Below are 19000 nucleotides of genomic sequence, written 5' to 3' on the forward strand. Positions count from 1 at the left end.
ATCCAACTGCTCATCGGCTTCCTCGACTGACTTGAGAGTGTGTAAGTACTGCTGCCGGTTCAAAGCAAAAAGAGAGCGTTTCCATTTTGATAGTAGCCTGTATCTAAACTTGTTCTTGCAAAGATAATCTAAAAGTTCCGTTTCTTATTCTACAAAACACAAAGCAGCGATGTCGATTAATTGTACATATTTTGTTGAAAGGCAGACTCACTTCCAACTTATTTGTACGTACAAGTAAATCTTAATTCCCGCTTCGTTAAAATGCAAGCCAAACTTCATATTGACCGATATTTCGGCTTGGAAATAAGCAGTAAATAACATAAAGAAGAAAATTTCACCCCTTCAAATCGTAATCGGCAACGGTATGGCTGGCATTAATACGCTGGAACAAATCCTGAAATTAACGGATCGTTTCGACATTACCGTATTCGGCAGCGAGCCGCACCCCAATTACAATCGCATCATGCTCTCCTACGTACTCGAAGGCAGCAAAACGCTTAAAGACATTGTATTGAACGACTGGAGTTGGTATACGGATAATGGCATTATGTTGTACACCGGTACGACAGTTACAAAGATCGATACGGCAAACAAAAAGGTTATGACAGACCATGGTCATACCGAAAGCTACGACAAACTGGTGATTGCTACAGGTTCGAATTCGTTGATGCTCCCGATTCCGGGCAGCGACCGCGAAGGCGTCGTAGGTTTCCGCGATATTGCAGACTGCAGCCAGATGCTCGAAGCAGCCAAACAGTATAGAACGGCGGCAGTTATCGGCGGCGGGCTGCTCGGTCTGGAAGCGGCCAAAGGTCTTGTAGGTCTCGGCGTGGACGTTGCGGTCGTGCACTTGATGAATGATCTGATGGAACGTCAGCTGGACAGTCAGGCTTCCGCTATGCTCAAAACGGAGTTGGAACGTCAAGGCATCAAGTTCGCAATGGGCAAATCAACAGCGGAAATGACCGGAGATCACCGCGTACGCAAGCTATCAGAAAGCGAGCAGCAGAAAGCAGGGCAGGAGATGCGATCGGCTTCCTAAGAAACTTACCGGTATTTATTGAACCAAATATTATTCTAAGCTCAATCACAAGCACGTTAATAAACGAACTGACGACGATATTTGATCGACGTCAGTTCGTTTATTTTGCACATTTGCTTATTGTGCACAGTGGATGCCATGAACGATCATACCTGCCGCGTATTCTCGTTCAATAATCTGCCTATGCCGTTCTTTTCGCTTCAAAAAAGGCAATAAAGACCGCTTCAATCGCTTCATCTATATACAAGAGGGTAGTGAAATATAGATGCGTTATCACAAAAAAGTTCTTTAACTTACGGCGCGTATGCCCTAATCGAACATTCGAGTTCGTGTATGAAAAGCCGTCAACCCTTTTAAAGGATTAACGGCTTTTTGTCGGCCCATCGGCTGCCCCCAGGGTATGGACAACTTTTACTTTTCAAATGAGCGATAACCGGGACAAGGCATCCACAGAGCATGCATGTTGTACCTCCCTGGAACTTCGGACATTCTTGGCAGGCCTGCAGCCGCGCTTCATAATCTTCTACCGGTACTCGAAGTTCAGGAGCAAATGCCGGCGAAGCCAACAGTCTCTCCATCTGCCGCTCGTTTACAGCAAATTCGTCGCTGCAGCTTCGGCATGTTTGATTAGTTTGAGCCATTATGATCCCTTCCTCTCTATACCGAGTCTTATTTCGCCTTTTCCCAAATGATTAACATTGATCATTTTTTTATTATAGAAGCAAAGCACCAGCTTTCGTCAATCGGTCTCTGGTTTTGCAGGTTGCAACAGTATTGTAGCTTTTGCGACCTTGCTTTTATCCCCCTTGAGACTCTAAACTATTACTTGTAGACCTCATGCAAAATGTCCCTCCGGTGCACTGACCTGATTGAACATTTCGACTTTAGCTTGCTCACTTTGTGTTTGATCCTGCAGAGCATGCCGAATCGAACTTCAATCTTATTCGTCCGACACCGCTGCCGCAGGGCACCGAAAAGTCTGATTCCGAAGGAGAGAACCACGATTTTATGAAGGCCCTCAAAGAGTTTTTTCTAATGCCGGGAGTTCGCAGAGCGCTGGCGCTGATTTTGGCCGTTGTCCTGCTAATTTCACTGAAAAGTATGCTGAACCTGCTGCTCATCACTTTTATTCTGACCTACTTGATGAACCGCTTGCATCTTTTTATTCGCAGAGGTACTGATCGCATTAAATTGAACAGCAAGCTTGTGCTCGTTTTAATTTATGCTCTGTTAGTATTTGCACTAGGGTTCGGCATCTATCGCTATCTGCCTGTCTTTATTTTTGAAATTCAGCAGCTGATTACTCAGGTCATTTCGTTCTATAACAATCTATCTACCCTGGTTGTTCCGGATAACGCGTTCACCCGATACATCATGGATTCGATCAAGGAATTCGATATCGCAAGCTATGTTCAAGGAAGCATTGATTTCCTAGTGCATACGCTGACAGATATCGGCAAGTTGAGCCTGCATCTGCTGATTGCCTTCATTCTGAGCTTGTTCTTCAACCTTGAAAAAGATAAAGTAGCTTCGTTGATGTCCAAGTTCCGCTACAGCAAAGCCGCTTACTTCTTCACAGAACTGGAATACTTCGGCCGCAAGTTCATTTCTTCATTCGGCAAAGTACTTGAAGTCCAGTTCATGATCGCATTGACTAACGCGCTGCTGTCGCTCGTGTTCCTGTGGATCTTTGGCTTCCCGAATCTGATTGCGCTGGGATTGATGATCTTCCTGCTCGGACTCGTGCCGGTTATGGGCGTTGTCGTTTCGTTGATTCCGCTGTGCGCTATCGCATTCAATATTGGCGGATTGCAGATGATTTTGTACGTTTTGATTATGATCGTCGTCCTGCACGCATTCGAAGCTTACATTCTCAATCCGAAATTCATGTCAAACAAAACGCATCTGCCGATTTTCTTCACTTTCCTTATTCTGCTCTTGGGTGAGCATTTCCTCGGCGTATGGGGCTTGATTGTCGGCGTACCAATCTTCATCTTCCTGCTCGATATTTTGGAAGTGCCGCTTGAGCCCGAAGGCAAGACATCCAAACTCAAGAAAAACGAACCTCCGGCCATGCCGCCGAGGATTCAATAAAGATTATGCAATGAGAATATGAAAAAGGCCGGATAGAGCGATCAATAGCTCTACACGGCCTTTTTTATATAAAAAGGACCCCGGCGAGGTGGCTTCGCCGGGGTCAATCTCTATGATTAGAGGGGATTGATTACATATTAAGCCGCTTACCTGAAAAGGAGCTGAAAAAGAACTTAAGGTTCGATAAAAGTGAAAAGCTGCCTTACAGCGCTCCATAAGCCGCAGCCCGAACGCGCAGATGATAATGCTCTTCCATGTTCGGCAGCATTTGATGCATGTAGACAATGGCCGTCTCAGTCTCCGGTGAAATCGAAGTCCAGGTACCTGCCATCCCCGTCCAGCCGAATTCGCCGAGCGGGCTGCTGCTGCCGCCGGCTGCACGGTCGACCAGCGCTCGTACCCCAAGTCCGTAACCGTAACCTGCCGTATAGGAACCGGTAAAGTCTTTCATTTGCGCGTCATCCAGATGATTGGTCCGCATCAGATCGATCGTATTTCGTCCCAGAATACGCACGCCATTCCATGTTCCCCCGGCAGCCAGCATACTTGCAAATTTCAGATAATCTCGAGTCGTGGCGTATAACCCTTGTCCGCCCAATTCCAGCAGTGCATCAGGGCGGTGGAGCGCATCCATCTCTTCCGATGCCGGCGTCAGCGTTCCGTCTTCGGCACGCTCGTACATGACGGCCATACGCTCCTCAATATCGTCACGATAGCGGTAGCCGGTATCGGTCATCCCAAGCGGCCCGAAAATCTCGTCCTGAAGAAATTGGCCGATGCTTTTTCCCGAAATGACTTCGATCAAGCCGGCCACCAGATCATGTCCATAGCCATACAACCACCGAGTACCCGGTTCGAACATGAGCGGTGCCTTCGCTGTCGCCCGGATCTCGTCCCGCAGCGTGTAGCGCCCCCCTGTCTGCTCGCTCAGTTCCTTTCTCAGCCGCGTGATCTCCCTGGCAGAGAGTGATTCTCCGTATGGATAAGGATGACCGGTCATCATGCCAAACGCATGACGGATCAGGATCGGATTTTCTACCGGTTCCGTATGTACTTGTCCATTCGGGTCTGTAACTGTTTTCTGCACATCTTTGAACTCCGGCAAATACATATGGAGCGGTTCATTCAGCAGAAACTTTCCTCGCTCGAACAGGATCATGGCTGCCGTGCAAACGATAACTTTGGTCATTGAATACAGACGAAATACGGTGTCAGGCCCGACTTCGATGCCTTTTTCCCGATTTGCCTGACCGAAATATTGTTCGTAAACGACCTCTCCGTTCTTCGAGATCATGCAGGCGCCTCCCGCTGGTCCCGTATCCGTGAACGATTTCAGCAAAGCGGACAAATGATCGAATTGTGCCATTAAAAGTCTCCTCTTTTTATCTATAATGATTCTGGGTCTAAAAGCTTTACCCAATCTATACAGTTATTTTGACAGACCGAAACCGGTTTATCCAGTAGTTCTGCCAAGAAAAAAACCTATTGACCGAGAAATTTGACTATGATATATTATTTCTTGTGAGTAATTAAGCAAGGGGCCTTAGCTCAGCTGGGAGAGCGCATCGCTGGCAGCGATGAGGTCAGGGGTTCGATCCCCCTAGGCTCCATAACGAAGAAGCACCAATCCACATAGGATTGGTGCTTTTTGTTATGGACTGCGCATGGACTACCAAACAAGGGGAGCATCCCGCATCGTTCAGTCCGCACCCAAGGAGCTGAAGGCGGACGAGCACAGCGTCTGAATCTACTTAGCGATCTGTACGTCGATTTAGTTTCGCAGCACGTTTAATCGGGATTCGGACATGGCTTAATGCTCTCGAATACGGCTAAGGGTGTTTGTCACTTCGATAAGTGCACGGAAGCTTTTTACCATAGAGGAAGTAGATCCGAAATTCATTACAATCGATGTATCCTCGGATGAGTCACTAAACATATGTGTGGCAAGGATACCGATATGTCCCCGAAGTTTGGGAAGCCCGCGCAGCATAAAGAAAAATTCCTCGAAACGCACTTCCATCATCCCAAGTCCGTATCGAAGGCCAGTTCGGAATTTACTATCGAATGTATCAAGTTCCTTTAACGATGATGGATGGATAATCTGTCCGGAGCGCAAAGCCTTCTGAAAACGCAGTAAATCTTCGAGTGTTGTCACAGTACCGCCGCCAGACCAATCGCAGCTTAAGCTCTGAAACCGGCTTATTTCAATACCGTTCAACCAGATATCTTGAATTGATTTTTTTGGCTGCCGTTTCGGTTCCGTGTAAAACATGAGATACGAATCTTCCATCTGAAGAGGCTCGAATAATTCATGCTGTAGATTTTCACCATAGGATATGCCAGTTACGGATTCGATGATAAGGCCGAGTAAGATGTAGCCGGTATCCGAGTAATAAAATCTTGTTCCCGGCGCGGCAACCGCTTTTTGATGGTGTCTGGTAAAATCGATTAATGCTTTTGGTGTCCAGAATGTATTGGGCTGGGAGATGATAAGGTCGGTAATTTTTTGCGAATTGACCGTACTGCTCTCAAAATAATCTGCGATGCCTGATGTGTGCCCAAGCAGCTGCCTGATCGTCACTTGTTTCGAATAATCAATGTTGTCACAAACAAATAGGCCTTCCAATTCAACTTCACCCAGAAAATTGACAATAGGGTCATCAAGGGTAAGCATGTCTCTTTCGAATAACTTCATGATTAATACAGCGGTAAACACTTTTCCAATGCTGGCCGTGTGAAAAGGTTGATCGATGGAGACGGGTTTGTTGTTGTCAGCGGTAATGTATCCATTGGCGAAACGGTAGTCGAATGTCCTGCTGTTCACAGCGATCTGGATGGAAGTTTGATTTCCGGATTTGAGGAGAAACTTGGTGAAATAGTCGTCGAGCTTTGCCTTCGCCTCTTCGGAGGTTAAGAGTTTTCTGGAACTTCTGGACAAAATGAAATACAGCAAAGCGAATACTACAATAATAGATATAATTATGAAAATGTACATGACTGCCTCCTTGAATTTCAAATTAAATTATACTACTATAAGTTATATCACTAATAGTAGTATAGGCTCTGAAAATATGCAATATGGAGGAAGAAAAAAATGGAATATGTTGTGCTTGGATTACTAATGTTGAGAAACCAAACATTGTACGAGATCAATAAAGCATTTGAGCAGGGAATCGCTTTATTCTATAGTGCGAGCTACGGTAGTTTGCAAAGCGCATTGAAGAAGCTTGTTGGACAAGGATTCGTGGAGTTTGAGGAAATGGTAGACAAGGGACGGAATAAAAAAGTATATATGATCACGGAGGAGGGAAAGAAGGCGTTCCATGAGTGGATGGAGTCCGAAGTTTCAACCGCACGTTTAGAGGTAACGGCATTGTCGAAGTTGTTTTTTCTAGGACTGGTTGAAGATGTTGAGCGACGGAAAACAGTCGTTCAGGACGTTATAAATAAAGTCGAAGAGGTCGAAATAGGTTTAAAGCAGCTAAAAGACAATATACGGGAATCAGAGGTCCCTGAATCACATCAAAAGGTACTAACGTATCAGCTTGCAACGCTGGATTACGGTATTCAGATGCATGGCTTTGCGAAGGAGTGGTTCAGAAAGTTCCACACCGAGTTGGATCAAAGAGAAAAGTTTAAATCGTAAAGTTAGGCATGAAACGTCACCACAGATTGTGGTGACGTTTCATTTTTGGATTTTGAACTAAAATTGTGTATAAGTTAACCTGCTCATGCCTGTTCATTACAGCTTTTTTGCGGTAGATACGGTGAAGAGAGCAGCCGCGCTATAAGAACTTGGTTTACCCTCCATATTTCTTCAACACGATCGCCGAGTTATGCCCGCCGAACCCGAACGAATTTGAAATCCCGATCCCTGGTTCTGTCCGTCTCGCTTCGCCCGCCGTGTAGTCCAAATCGCACAGCGGGTCAGCTTGTTCCAAATTGATCGTTGGCGGAACAAGGCCTGTCTGCAGCATTTTAACCAGTGCAATCGCTTCTACCGCTCCCGAAGCGCCCAGCATATGCCCCGTCATCGATTTGTTTGCCGTTACCGGAATGCGGTAGGCATCTTCGCCGAAAACGGATTTGATCGCGGCCGTCTCCGAGCGATCGCCAAGCACTGTACTCGTTGCATGCGCACTGATTACATCAACCTCCGCAGGCGATAATCCCGCTTCCTTCAGCGCCGTCCGCATTGCGCGTGCCGCTCCACTCCCGTCTTCCGGCGTCGCTACCATATGATATGCATCCGAGCTTGCTCCGTATCCGATCACTTCGCTTAAGATAACGGCTCCCCTGTTACGCGCGTGACTAAGTGACTCCAGAATCAAAATACCGGCCCCTTCCGCCATGACAAACCCATCCCGGGCCGCGTCGAACGGCCGGCTCGCTTTTTGCGGTTCGTCATTTCGTGTCGACAGCGCCGTTGCGTTCGAGAAACTCGCCAGCGCAATGTCGCTCAGTGCGGCCTCTGTCCCACCTACGATCATCACGTCCGAACGTCCCGCCTGAATATAGAAAAAGGCTTCGCCAATTGCCGTGTTGCCGATCGAGCAGGCAGTAACCGGAGCCATCGAAGGACCGTGTGCGCCGTAGCGGATACTGATCATTGCCGCAGCCATGTTCGTAATCATCGTAGGAACAAGCAGGGGACTGATCCGCGAAGGTCCTCTGGTCGAAAGAGTCTCTGCCTGTTTCATAAGCGTGCCAATTCCGCCTGTTCCCGATCCTACGTACACGCCCATTCGCTCACGATTCGTTTCTTCGAGATTCAAGCCCGACTGCAGAACGGCCTGCTCCGCCGCAGCCAATGCGAATTGGCAGAACCGATCCATCTTCCGGGCTTCTTTCACTCCCAGCAGCGCAGCGGGATCAAAGTCTCGCACCTCGCCCGCAATCTTCGCCTTATGACTGTCCGTATCGAACGACTCGATCAGTCCTATGCCCGATTCGCCCCGGACCAAGCGCAACCAGAATGTTTCTACCTCAATGCCCAGCGGCGATACGACGCCCATTCCCGTAATAACGACCCTTTCTTTGTCCATATATAACTTCCCCTTTCGGTTCCTTGTCGTTTGCTTTTCGTACCGCTATAATGGCATGGGAAATATCCTAGTACAAGTTACCGTTTATACGGGTATAAAAACTGCTATTTAAAGTGTATCGATGTCTGAATAGGAGGGTTTATCGTGAATTCTACTGCTAAATTACAAGCCCTTTCCGCCTTTCTCAAAAGTCAGCGTGCCAAAATTGCGCCGGAAACCGTCGGGTTTCCCGTAGGAACAAGACGCAGGACGCCGGGACTGCGCCGGGAAGAAGTCGCTCAGTTGGCAGGCGTAAGCACAACCTGGTACACCTGGCTGGAACAAGGCCGCGACATCCAGGCTTCGCAATCAGTGCTCGACTGTGTCGCAAGCGCACTTCGCATGAACGCCGACGAACGCAAATATTTGTATTCGCTTGCGCTGGAAGACGGTTCTGCCATTCATCACGCAGAAACGGAAACGCTCAAGATCAGTCCGGCGCTGCAGAAGATCATTACGGGACTTGAGCATTGTCCTACCATCGTATCCGACCGCATGTGCAATATTGTCGGCTGGAACGAAGCGGCCCGCCATGTCTTTCTGGACTTTGAGCGTATCCCCACCGACGAACGCAATATGATCCGTCTGCTGTTCAGCCGGCGTGAATTTCGACGCTTGGCCGTCAATTGGGAGCAGTTCGCCAACGGATTTCTGTCCATGTTTCGCTCTTATTATGGACGCTACGTCGGTGACGAATGGTACGAGCAGTTTCTGGCAGAAATGACCGCCGCCTATCCGGAATTCAAGGCCATGTGGGAACACGGGCAGGTCAGCTATGCTCCCGAGGTACATCTAGAATTCCGCCATGCCAAAGCAGGGAAGATGGTCTATGAGTTAACTTCCCTTAGCGTGTACGGAAAAGATGACCTTCGCTTCAGCATTTATACACCCGCTCCCGAGACAACGACGGAAGCCAAATTGCGGCGGTTGATGGAACAATGAAATTATTGGTTTATTCGAAAACGTGTTCGTGAAAATATAAAAAGAAAGCGCATACTTTTTCCTTGCCAAATGATTTTCGACCTGCTATGATGACCTTGGGATTGTTACTGAAGAAGGCAAAACCCACCACATGTGCAAGCTGTATATGTGCTGGGTTTTGCCTTTTTTCGTCACAGTCTTTTTTCATCTCAGGGTTTCGGGTGTAAAGTCTTTACATTGCCCGCTTCATGATTTCGCAGGATAAGGAGGGCGGCAGATGATTATCGCAAAAATATTCAACAACAACGCCATCATCGCCAGTGACGTCGGCAAAAGTGAATTCGTCGTGATGGGTCGAGGCATCGCATTTAAGAAAAAAGTCGGAGAACCTGTCGAGCAGGATCTGGTTGAGAAAATCTTCGTTTTGCAGCAGAAAGATGCTTCGGAAAAATTCAAGCTTCTGCTGGAAGATGTGCCGCCCGAGTACATCTCCTTGTGCTACGACATCATCGAATACGGCAAAAACATGCTGGATGTTCCCTTGAGCGATTACATTTATGTAACGCTGACCGATCACATGAACAACGCGCTGAATCTGTTTGACGAAGGCATTATAACGACCAACCCGTTGATTTGGGAAATCCGGCGCATCTATCCGAAAGAGTTTGGGATTGGAAAAAAAGCGCTGGAGTTTATTGAAGACTCACTTGGCAAAAAACTTCCGGAGGACGAAGCGGCGAATGTCGCCCTGCATCTGATTAACGCGCAGATCGACCATTCTTCCCGCCGGACGGGAAATATAACCGCCCAGACGGAAAAGATCCGCGACATCTTGAACATTATCAAGTACACTTACGGAACATCGCCGGACGAGAATTCAATCAGCTACGAACGCTTTGTCACGCATTTGAGATTCTTCTTCCAGCGGATTGGCAGACCAAGGCGCAGTGAGCTTGAAGACGACTTTCTTCTCCAGCAGGTCAAATCGAAGTACAAAAAAGCTTACGGATGTATGCTTAAGGTCGAAACGTACCTGCAGACCGAACTGCCCGACGAAGAAAAGCTGTATCTGACACTGCACATCCATCGTGTCACCCGGGAAGCCGCCCCTTAGCCAGGGAGTCCTCCCTAACAAAAAGCAAGCGTATTCAGTAAGCGTATTCAAAACTTTGAATCTCTTCATCCAACTCAATTTCATAAAATGACGGATCGTGACTGGTAATGCAGGCGAGACCAACAGGAAGCATGTTCCCCCGGGACGCGCGCTTCCTTGGTCTCGCCTTTTTTTTATAAAGTTCTTCCTAATCATTACTTGCGCAAAGGAGCGAGAACAATGGGAAAATACGAACAATTGGCAAAAGATATTATCCAAAACGTAGGGGGCAGAGACAACGTTAACAGTCTTGAACACTGCGTCACCAGACTCCGGTTCAGATTGAAAGACGAAAACAAAGCCAATACTGACGTATTGAAAAATATGGACGGCGTAGTCACGGTGGTTAAAAGCGGTGGACAGTATCAAGTCGTAATCGGAAACCATGTATCTGACGTTTACGCAGAAGTAAACGCCGCAGGCGGATTCACTTCCGAATCCAATTCTTCCGATTCGGGTTCCGGCGAAAAAGTGAGCCTGTTCAGCCGATTCGTCGACATGATCTCCGGCGTATTCGCACCGACACTCGGCGTACTGGCCGCAACCGGTATGATCAAAGGTTTCAATGCCCTGTTCCTGACACTGGGCTGGCTGACTGAAGCATCGGGCACCTACCAGATTCTCAACGCGATCGGCGACTGCCTCTTCTACTTCTTCCCGATCTTCCTGGGCTTCACGGCATCGAAGAAATTCGGCGGCAATCACTTTATCGGCATGGCAATAGGCGCTTCGCTTGTCTATCCGAGCATCGCAGGCATCACGTCGTCCGGTGCAGCACCGCTGTATACGTTATTCGGCGGAACGTTATTCGAATCGCCGGTCTACATTACGTTCCTGGGCATACCGGTTATCCTGATGACTTACTCGTCCAGCGTTATTCCGATCATCATCGCCGCTTATGTCGGTTCCAAGATTGAAGCTTTCTTCAAGAGAACGATTCCAAGCGTAGTCAGAACATTCCTGGTTCCTTTCTGCACGCTGCTCGTCATTGTACCGCTGACATTTATCTTTATCGGTCCTATCGCTACCTGGGCTGGCACGCTGATCGGCAATGGTACGCTCGCTGTTTATAACTTCAGCCCTATTGCCGCAGGCATTATCATGGGCGCTTTCTGGCAGGTCTTCGTTATCTTCGGTCTCCACTGGGGATTCGTTCCAATCGCCATCAACAACTTGACGATTCTGGGCAAAGACCCGGTTCTGGCCGGCATGTTCGGAGCTTCCTTCGCCCAAACAGGCGTCGTACTGGCCATCCTGCTGAAAACAAGAAACAAAAAGCTCAAGTCGCTGTCGGTTCCTGCCTTCATCTCCGGTATCTTTGGTGTCACTGAACCTGCAATTTACGGTATTACTCTGCCGCGCAAAAAACCGTTTATCATCAGCTGTATTGCCGGCGCAGTCGGCGGCGCGATCATCGGCGCGATGGGCACGCAGGGCTACCGCATCGGCGGCCTCGGCATTTTCGGCATCCCGTCCTACATTGGACCGAACGGCATTGATAACGGCTTCCTGGGTGCCATCATCGGTATCAGTGTCAGCTTTGTGCTTGGCTTAATCATCACCCTGTTCATGTTCAAAGACGATGTCGTAACGAGCGACAATACGCCTGTTAAGAAAGACGATTCCGTCATCAAGCAGGAAACGGTAGGCAGCCCGATGAAAGGCAATGTCATCGCGTTGTCTACAATCAAAGACGAAGCATTCTCCACCGGCGCAATGGGTAAAGGCGTTGCAATTGAACCAATCGAAGGCAAAGTATACTCGCCGGTCAACGGTGTGCTGACTTCCCTTTTCTCTTCGGGACATGCCATTGGCATCACGAGCGACACTGGCGTCGAAATCCTGATCCATGTCGGACAGGATACCGTCAAACTCAAAGGCAAGTACTTCACGCCTAAAGTCAAACAGGGCGATACCATTCAAAAAGGCGATCTGCTGATGGAATTCGACATGGACGCAATTCGCAAGGAAGGCTATATTCTGACAACTCCGATTATTATCTCGAATACAGGCAATTATCTGGATGTCATTGAGACGGAAAAGAAAGACATCGGCTATAACGATGGTCTGCTGACAGTCGTCATCTAAATTCGATCCAGCAAACAATACGGGCGATCGGGAAGAGCACCGCATATGCGGCGCATGCTTCCCCGCCCCTACTTATGAGGAGGAAATATACATGTATAAGATTCCGACAGGTTTTCCCGAAGGATTTCTATGGGGAGGCGCTACCGCTGCCAACCAGCTTGAAGGCGGATATAATGAAGACGGCAAAGGTCTCAGCACTTCCGATATGATGACGGCCGGTACACATACTGTAGCCCGCCGCATTACCCCCGAGCTGCTAGAAAACGAAAACTATCCGAGTCACGAAGCCGTCGACTTCTACCACCGCTATGCCGAAGACATTGCTCTATTCGGCGAAATGGGTTTCAAAGTGTTCCGCCTTTCCATTGCCTGGAGCCGGATTTTCCCAAATGGAGATGATGCCGAGCCGAACGAAGAAGGATTGAAATTTTACGATCGCATATTTGCCGAGTTGAAAAAGCATAATATCGAGCCGCTCGTTACGATCTCTCACTATGAAGCTCCATTTGGTCTGACGCAGAAATACAATGGCTGGTCAGACCGCCGTCTTGTCGATTTCTATGTCAACTACTGCGAGACGCTGTTTAAACGTTACAAAGGCGTCGTTAAGTATTGGCTTACATTCAACGAAATCAATATTCTGACGATGCCGATGGGCACCTTCCTGGCTGGTGCTATGCTGCCGGAAGGCGGGCTTGAACTGACCAATCCGAACGCCAGCACCGAGCAGGCCCGCTATCAGGCGCTGCATCATCAGTTCGTCGCCAGTGCCAAAGCGGTTAAGCTGGGACATTCCATTGATCCGGATTTCAAAATCGGCTGCATGATCGCTTATCTCTGCTCCTATCCACTTACCAGCAACCCTGTCGATGTACTGCTCGCCCAGCAGAAAGATAACCTAAGCAACTTCCTGTGCGGTGATGTGCAGGTTCGCGGAGAATATCCGGGGTTCGCCAAACGTTATTTTGCGGAAAAAGGCATCGATCTGCATATTGAAGAAGGCGACGAGCAGATTCTGCGCGAAGGCACGGTCGACTATTATACATTTAGCTATTACTCTTCCGTCTGCGTCAGTGCGGATCCGGAGCAGGAGAAGATCGGCGGCAATATGTCGATGGGTCTCAAAAATCCGTATCTTAAGGCAAGCGCTTGGGAATGGCAGATCGATCCGCAGGGACTGCGCTGGGCGCTGAACAATATTTACAACCGCTATCGCATTCCAATGATGGTTGTCGAGAACGGGCTCGGCGCGGTCGACGAAGTCCAGCCGGACGGTTCCATTCATGACGACTACCGGATCGAGTATCTGCGCGAACATATCAAGACCATGAAGGAAGCAGTCATCGACGGTGTCGATCTGATCGGTTACACGCCTTGGGGCTGTATCGATCTGGTCAGCGCAGGCACAGGCGAGATGAAGAAGCGCTACGGCTTCATCCATGTCGACAAAGACAACGAAGGCAAGGGCACGCTGAACCGCTCCCGCAAAGACAGCTTCTACTGGTATAAGCAGGTCATCGCGAGCAACGGCGAAACGCTTGAAGAACGAGGCGAATAAATCTACTCAATAAGCTTGACTCCATGCATATAACTTATACAGTTCCGACTTTCACCAACATCAAAAACCTTTATCTATCTGAACAAGGTAAATAAAGGTTTTTTGTCAATTCATTAAAAATCATTCACGATCCACCATTGTCGATAAACTTTCAATCAATTTCTATCAACCAACCATTCAATTCACGAAATAAAGGACGATATATAGTTATATAGTATTTTTGTACGACAGGACTTTTGTATGAGAGAGTTAATGGAGTCGGAGGTAAGTGTATGTATAGACATCATCGTTCGTTCTATCTGGCAACCCTTGTTTATTTGATTATTTATTACATTTTGTTGGCAGCTTTTCGGAATAATGACTCTGTCATGGCTTGGATGGGCAATCTGCTCAACACAATTCCGGCTGCGGCAGCATCAGTCATCCTCTGGTTTGTCTCCCGCAAAACTTCGTCTTCCATTCGAACATTCTGGCTGCTGCTCATGTTCAGCAGTCTGGCTTATATGCTGGCCATGTTCTTCTGGATCTGGGCTGCCGTAAGCCCCACTTACGAACTTGCAACACCCGCTCCCCCCGATTATTTATGGTTTGCAGAGGGCATTCTTATATGTGCGGCTCTCCTCTTCCTAAATTATCGACAGCTCAAAGGACTGGGCGCTGTACGGCTGCTGCTTGACGCCTCCATATTCATGATGACCATGATCGCTTTGAGTTGGCTTGTTTTGATTCAGCCTCTCTACGCCCAGGCGGCAGCCACCGGAAATTTGATTTTTATGATTATTAATGTGAGTTATCCAATCCAAGACTTAAGCTTTCTGTTCCTACTGATGCTGTTGATGCTGTCGGAACATCGGACGTTGACAGAAAAAACGCAGTATATGCTGTTTGCTTCCATTCTGCTTTTTGTTGTCGGAGATTCGATTTATCTGTACCTAGTCTCCAACGATGCTTATGAGGTCGGAAGCTTTATTGATCCGCTGTGGAGTATGTCGTTAATGATGATGGCACTTGCCGGCATCCAGTCGCTGGATCCTGCACAGCCCAAAAATATAGTACGGCAAAAAAAATGCGAACATGGAGGAAACTGGACGAGACGTCTGCTGCCATATGTCAGTCTGGTCACCCTTATGATTGTTATGCTGCTGCAGCTGCCTTACTTCAATGTCATTGTAATGTGCTGCATGATCGGCATTCTTCTGGTTACTGTTCGTCAGGTTCTGACACTTACCGAAAATGAAGAACTGCTGAACCGATTGGGCAAGTATCTAAAAGTCAGTGATTATGCCGCCAACCATGACGAACTCACCGGACTGCCGAACCGCCGGATGTTCAATATGCAGCTTCAACAGGCCATCGAACAAGCGGAGACGAAAGAACATACGAAATTCGCCATTGTCTTTATGGACTTCAACCGATTCAAATATGTAAACGATACGCTTGGACATGCCATTGGCGATCAAATGCTGCAGGAAGCCGCGCGGAGGTTCACCCGGAAGCTGCCGGACGACTGCCTTCTGGCGAGGCTTGGCGGAGACGAGTTTGTTATTCTGGTTCCTTTCAGACAAACTATTCACCGGGTCGTTCAGGCCATCGATGATAGCTTGAAAAAACCGATGCAGATTGAAGAACATTCCCTGCACGTATCGACCAGTATCGGCGTATCCCTTTATCCGGATAACGGACTCTCCATCAATGAATTATTGAAAAACGCAGATGCGGCCATGTATCAATCAAAGAAAAACAACGATCATAAAGCGGTCTTTTTCGATTCTTCGATTGGCACTACTCTCGAACACCGTATGGAAATCGAGAACGATTTGAAAGATATCTTGAAACGAAACGAACTGTCGCTGCATTATCAGCTTCAGGTGCAGATGGGAACGAATAAGGTAGAAGGAGTAGAGGCGCTACTGCGGTGGAATCATCCTGTAAAAGGGTTTATTTCACCGGCAGATTTTATTCCGATTGCAGAAGAGACAGGCGATATCCAGTCTATCGGGGAATGGGTGCTACGGCAGGCTTGTATGCAGCAGCGGGATTGGGAGCATGCCGGTTACGGAAGTCTGCGTATGAGCGTAAACATCTCGGCTTACCAGCTTCAGCACGATGAGATTGTAGAGCGTATTGCACATATTATTCACTCGACCGGTATCGATCCTGGCAAACTCGTTCTAGAAATTACCGAAACGTTTGCCGTAAATGATATCCCCAAAGTTGTAAGCAAGCTTGATCGATTGAGAAAGATCGGCATTCAGATCGCAATCGACGACTTCGGCAGCGGCTACTCTTCATTAAAATACTTAAAAAATTTCAAACCTTCTCTGCTGAAGATCGATCGCAGCTTTATCAGCTCTGTTCGACAGCAGGATGAAGATGCCGATAATATGGTGTGCGCCATTATCAATTTGGCACATGGCCTCAATATCGAAGTGCTTGCTGAAGGCGTCGAGACGGCGCAGCAGTTTAAATTCCTCGAAGATGCCGGCTGTAACGAAGCTCAAGGCTATCTGATTGCACGTCCGCTGCCGGGAAAAGAAGTCACCGAGCGTCTGCACATCATGAGGAAGCAGTTCAAGCTGCCGCCGGAGTCCAAAAGTTCTTAATCCATCCAATCAAAGCCGACCGCTTTTCCATAAGGAAAAGCGGTCGGCTTATTTATGTATCTTTTGTACGTTCGATCATACCCGGATCGACTACTTAAAAGCCAAAGCTTCCGTACCATTTGCCTTGACGTGCATTGTTCCAGGCTACCCGAACGAACGGAATGGTCTCTGCAGGCAGCTGATCAAACGGGAACCAGCGCAGCTCTTCGCACTTGTCCGGTTCGCGGTTGATGATCTCTCCTCTCCAGCGTTCTGTTTCAAAAAAGAAATCGATCCGTTCGTCTGCTCCCTTTTCCGCCGCGCCGATCTGCATAATGCCGGTCATACGTAGGTCTGTGGGGTCGATTACGATCCCGCATTCCTCGTACACTTCGCGCAGCGCCGCTTGATCGGCCCTTTCTCCCGCTTCTATCTTCCCGGAAGGCAGTCCGTATCGGCCGTCTTGATGACCGGTATGCTGCCGTTTAAGCAGCACAATTTTCCCTTCCCAAATCAGGAATACATGAACGACGCTGACGCGTCTGAACGGCTCACTGCTTGGATCCTTCATCTTCATGCTCCTTTCTTCATCGCTTTCTTGCTTCCATTGTACGCAAGAACTGCCGCATGTCACTCAAATATCCTTCGTCGAACAGCTGCCTTGGCAGGAAGACTGCGGTGATCACCGTCCGCATCTCCGATCGGGCTGCACTTTGTTTGAGCATCGAATGATCGGCATCTGGCAGTCGGGTCACGCTCAGCAGCCTTGCAGGGATTTTTGCACGATAAACCGCTTCGGTATCGTCGGAATCGACGTTCAGATCCCGTCCAGCCAGCACAAGATGAACAGGATGATTGAATGCGTGCAGCTCTTCTCTGGAATCCGACTTGAAATTTTTTGAAACAAACGTCCAACGATCTTCCGACATCACTTTTCCTTCCGCTGGGGAAGCTTCGCGAAGATAATCCTTATAAGAACTTCCTCGCCGAAGCAGATCCAGCACCTTGAGATCCTTCTGCTCGGCCGCCGCCATTTCTTCCGTCGAAGCCCCGTTCTGCTCCATTTCCCGGCGGGTGTTGTATAGTCCCTGCTCGATCCAGTTCACTGCCGGCGCCACAAGGATACTGAATGCCAAATCCCGCTCGTCTCTCACGATTTTCGGAATGACCCAGCCGGCTTGGCTCGCACCCCAGAGACCGATTCGCGACGAATCGATTTCCGGCTGCGAACGCGCCCATTCGATGGCAAGCTTCGTGTCCCGTGCACGGTCTTCCATATCCTGCTCCAGCCAATTCCCCTCCGAGCCCCCGACGCCGCGCTTATCCAGCGATAGCGAAGCGTACCCTTCCAGGGCAAAAGCTTCCCACAGCGGCTTGTAAGCATCGTCATACGTTGAGTTTGTCGGCCCATCGCCATGGACGAATACAATAAGTCCGACTGGCCTATCCGATGCTTGCGGCAGAGCCAGCGTACCGGTCAGCACTCCTTCCGGGGTCTCGATCACCACTTCCCTTTCTTCCATGCGATATGTATTTTGCGCCAAAAATAAGACAATCAGCGCCGATAGAAGAAGCAAAATTGCCCCTCCTGCGATCAGCCCGCCTTTTTTGAATTTTTTGCTCATTTTTGAATTTCTCCTTGTGCTTAGTAGTCGCCCCTACCCTCCGACTCCGGCAGATCGCCTATCCGAATCTCGAGTTCAAGTCGTACAGCTTCTCCGTCGAACAGCGACAAATAAGATTTTTCCCTCAAGACAAGAAGTTCCGCTTCAAATCCGAATCGGTCTGCCACCTGCCGGCATGCTTCTTCGATACGCCGCTCTGTTTCCTCATCTTCCGCAGATGCAAAATGTTCACACCAGTAGAGCCCTTCTTCAAGCAGCAGATCCCCTGTCTTTCCCGGTTCACCGGAATCTATCTCAAAATACAGAGCGGTCTCCCCCCCGTCTCGCACATAAAACAAATCGGTCTCGAACATGTTTCCCGGACGCTGCAAAGCTTCAAACAACGATCTTGCCGTCGGACCGGCTGCACTTTGTTCCAGCTTGACCCAACGTCTCAAATAACGAGAAGGGCGGCGCTGCAGTTCTCCCTTGACTTGAGAGCCTCTTTTCCTCTTTCTTTCTTCCAGCAGTTCCGCCGTAAAATGCTCCAATCGCTGCAGTCGGCCGATTTCTTCCCGTACCTTATCCAAAGAATGCCGGAGCAGCGATTCGCATTCATCCGCTCCGTACCGGTCAATTGCCCGGCCGGTTTCCGCTACCGGAACATTCAACTGCCGCAGCAGCAAAATATGAGCCAGGCGGTACATTTCATCCACACCGTAGCGGCGATACCCGTTAGGTTCGATATAAGAAGGCTGCAGCAGCCCTTTTTCTTCAAAATACCGAATTTGATGTACGGATACGCCCATCATTCCGGCAAATTCGCTGATGCTCAAGAAGTCGCTCATTCTCTATCTCCTTTCGCTCATTTTCT

At 48.6% G+C, this 19000-nt stretch carries 14 protein-coding genes, 1 tRNA gene and 1 pseudogene; 9 read left to right on the top strand and 7 right to left on the bottom strand.

The window, feature by feature from the left end:
- Positions 1–319: 319 nt before the first annotated feature.
- Positions 320–1003: pseudogene (locus F456_RS0101760) on the top strand (NAD(P)/FAD-dependent oxidoreductase); the annotation flags it as partial.
- Positions 1004–1395: 392 nt separating this feature from the next.
- Here the strand turns inward: F456_RS0101760 and F456_RS24715 are convergent.
- The gene (locus F456_RS24715) at positions 1396–1683 is read right to left on the bottom strand and encodes a DUF6171 family protein (RefSeq protein WP_083923449.1); all 288 of its coding nucleotides are present in this window, start codon (positions 1681–1683) and stop codon (positions 1396–1398) included.
- A 259-nt stretch (positions 1684–1942) separates the two neighbouring features.
- Between F456_RS24715 and F456_RS0101765 the strand changes: the two genes are divergently transcribed.
- Positions 1943–3136, top strand: a complete 1194-nt coding sequence (locus F456_RS0101765; RefSeq protein ID WP_018975284.1) for an AI-2E family transporter — start codon at positions 1943–1945, stop codon at positions 3134–3136.
- Positions 3137–3338: 202 nt separating this feature from the next.
- On the opposite strand, the gene F456_RS0101770 is transcribed toward F456_RS0101765, so the two are convergent.
- A complete protein-coding gene (locus F456_RS0101770; RefSeq protein WP_018975285.1) occupies positions 3339–4502 on the bottom strand; it encodes a serine hydrolase domain-containing protein in 1164 nt (387 codons plus the stop codon).
- 171 nt (positions 4503–4673) lie between these two features.
- On the opposite strand from F456_RS0101770, the gene F456_RS0101775 reads away from it, so the two are divergent.
- Positions 4674–4746 (top strand) — tRNA-Ala (locus F456_RS0101775).
- A 200-nt stretch (positions 4747–4946) separates the two neighbouring features.
- Here the strand turns inward: F456_RS0101775 and F456_RS0101780 are convergent.
- Entirely contained in the window at positions 4947–6131 is a 1185-nt protein-coding gene (locus F456_RS0101780; protein WP_018975286.1) for a serine hydrolase domain-containing protein, read from the bottom strand.
- 99 nt (positions 6132–6230) lie between these two features.
- Between F456_RS0101780 and F456_RS0101785 the strand changes: the two genes are divergently transcribed.
- Positions 6231–6782, top strand: a complete 552-nt coding sequence (locus tag F456_RS0101785; RefSeq protein ID WP_018975287.1) for a PadR family transcriptional regulator — start codon at positions 6231–6233, stop codon at positions 6780–6782.
- Positions 6783–6936: 154 nt separating this feature from the next.
- Here the strand turns inward: F456_RS0101785 and fabF are convergent, their stop codons facing one another.
- Complete coding sequence (gene fabF, locus F456_RS0101790) at positions 6937–8181, bottom strand: beta-ketoacyl-ACP synthase II (protein ID WP_018975288.1); 1245 nt, start codon at positions 8179–8181, stop codon at positions 6937–6939.
- Positions 8182–8325: 144 nt separating this feature from the next.
- Here fabF and F456_RS0101795 point away from each other — a divergent pair, with 144 nt between their 5' ends.
- The 5 genes from F456_RS0101795 to F456_RS0101815 all read left to right on the top strand — a co-directional run bounded on the left by F456_RS0101795 (position 8326) and on the right by F456_RS0101815 (position 16543).
- A complete protein-coding gene (locus F456_RS0101795; RefSeq protein ID WP_018975289.1) occupies positions 8326–9162 on the top strand; it encodes a helix-turn-helix transcriptional regulator in 837 nt (278 codons plus the stop codon).
- Positions 9163–9418: 256 nt separating this feature from the next.
- The gene (gene licT / locus F456_RS0101800) at positions 9419–10255 is read left to right on the top strand and encodes a BglG family transcription antiterminator LicT (RefSeq protein ID WP_018975290.1); all 837 of its coding nucleotides are present in this window, start codon (positions 9419–9421) and stop codon (positions 10253–10255) included.
- A gap of 219 nt (positions 10256–10474) precedes the next feature.
- Complete coding sequence (locus F456_RS0101805) at positions 10475–12382, top strand: beta-glucoside-specific PTS transporter subunit IIABC (protein WP_018975291.1); 1908 nt, start codon at positions 10475–10477, stop codon at positions 12380–12382.
- A 91-nt stretch (positions 12383–12473) separates the two neighbouring features.
- The gene (locus F456_RS0101810; protein WP_018975292.1) at positions 12474–13940 is read left to right on the top strand and encodes a glycoside hydrolase family 1 protein; all 1467 of its coding nucleotides are present in this window, start codon (positions 12474–12476) and stop codon (positions 13938–13940) included.
- A 272-nt stretch (positions 13941–14212) separates the two neighbouring features.
- Positions 14213–16543: a putative bifunctional diguanylate cyclase/phosphodiesterase gene (locus tag F456_RS0101815; protein ID WP_018975293.1), complete on the top strand. Its 2331-nt coding sequence runs from the start codon at positions 14213–14215 to the stop codon at positions 16541–16543.
- Between the two features lie 94 nt (positions 16544–16637).
- Here the strand turns inward: F456_RS0101815 and F456_RS0101820 are convergent, their stop codons facing one another.
- From F456_RS0101820 to F456_RS0101830, 3 genes are read right to left on the bottom strand one after another with little or no spacing between them, the layout of a single operon-like run.
- Positions 16638–17093, bottom strand: coding sequence for an NUDIX hydrolase (locus F456_RS0101820; protein ID WP_018975294.1), 456 nt, complete (start codon positions 17091–17093; stop codon positions 16638–16640).
- Positions 17094–17109: 16 nt separating this feature from the next.
- Complete coding sequence (locus tag F456_RS0101825; RefSeq protein WP_018975295.1) at positions 17110–18147, bottom strand: alpha/beta hydrolase family protein; 1038 nt, start codon at positions 18145–18147, stop codon at positions 17110–17112.
- 20 nt (positions 18148–18167) lie between these two features.
- Positions 18168–18974 carry a MerR family transcriptional regulator gene (locus tag F456_RS0101830; RefSeq protein WP_018975296.1) on the bottom strand — a complete coding sequence of 269 codons (807 nt, stop codon included), beginning with the start codon at positions 18972–18974 and terminating at the stop codon, positions 18168–18170.
- Positions 18975–19000 lie beyond the last annotated feature (26 nt).

The organism is Saccharibacillus kuerlensis DSM 22868 (assembly GCF_000378145.1).
Lineage (GTDB): Bacteria > Bacillota > Bacilli > Paenibacillales > Paenibacillaceae > Saccharibacillus > Saccharibacillus kuerlensis.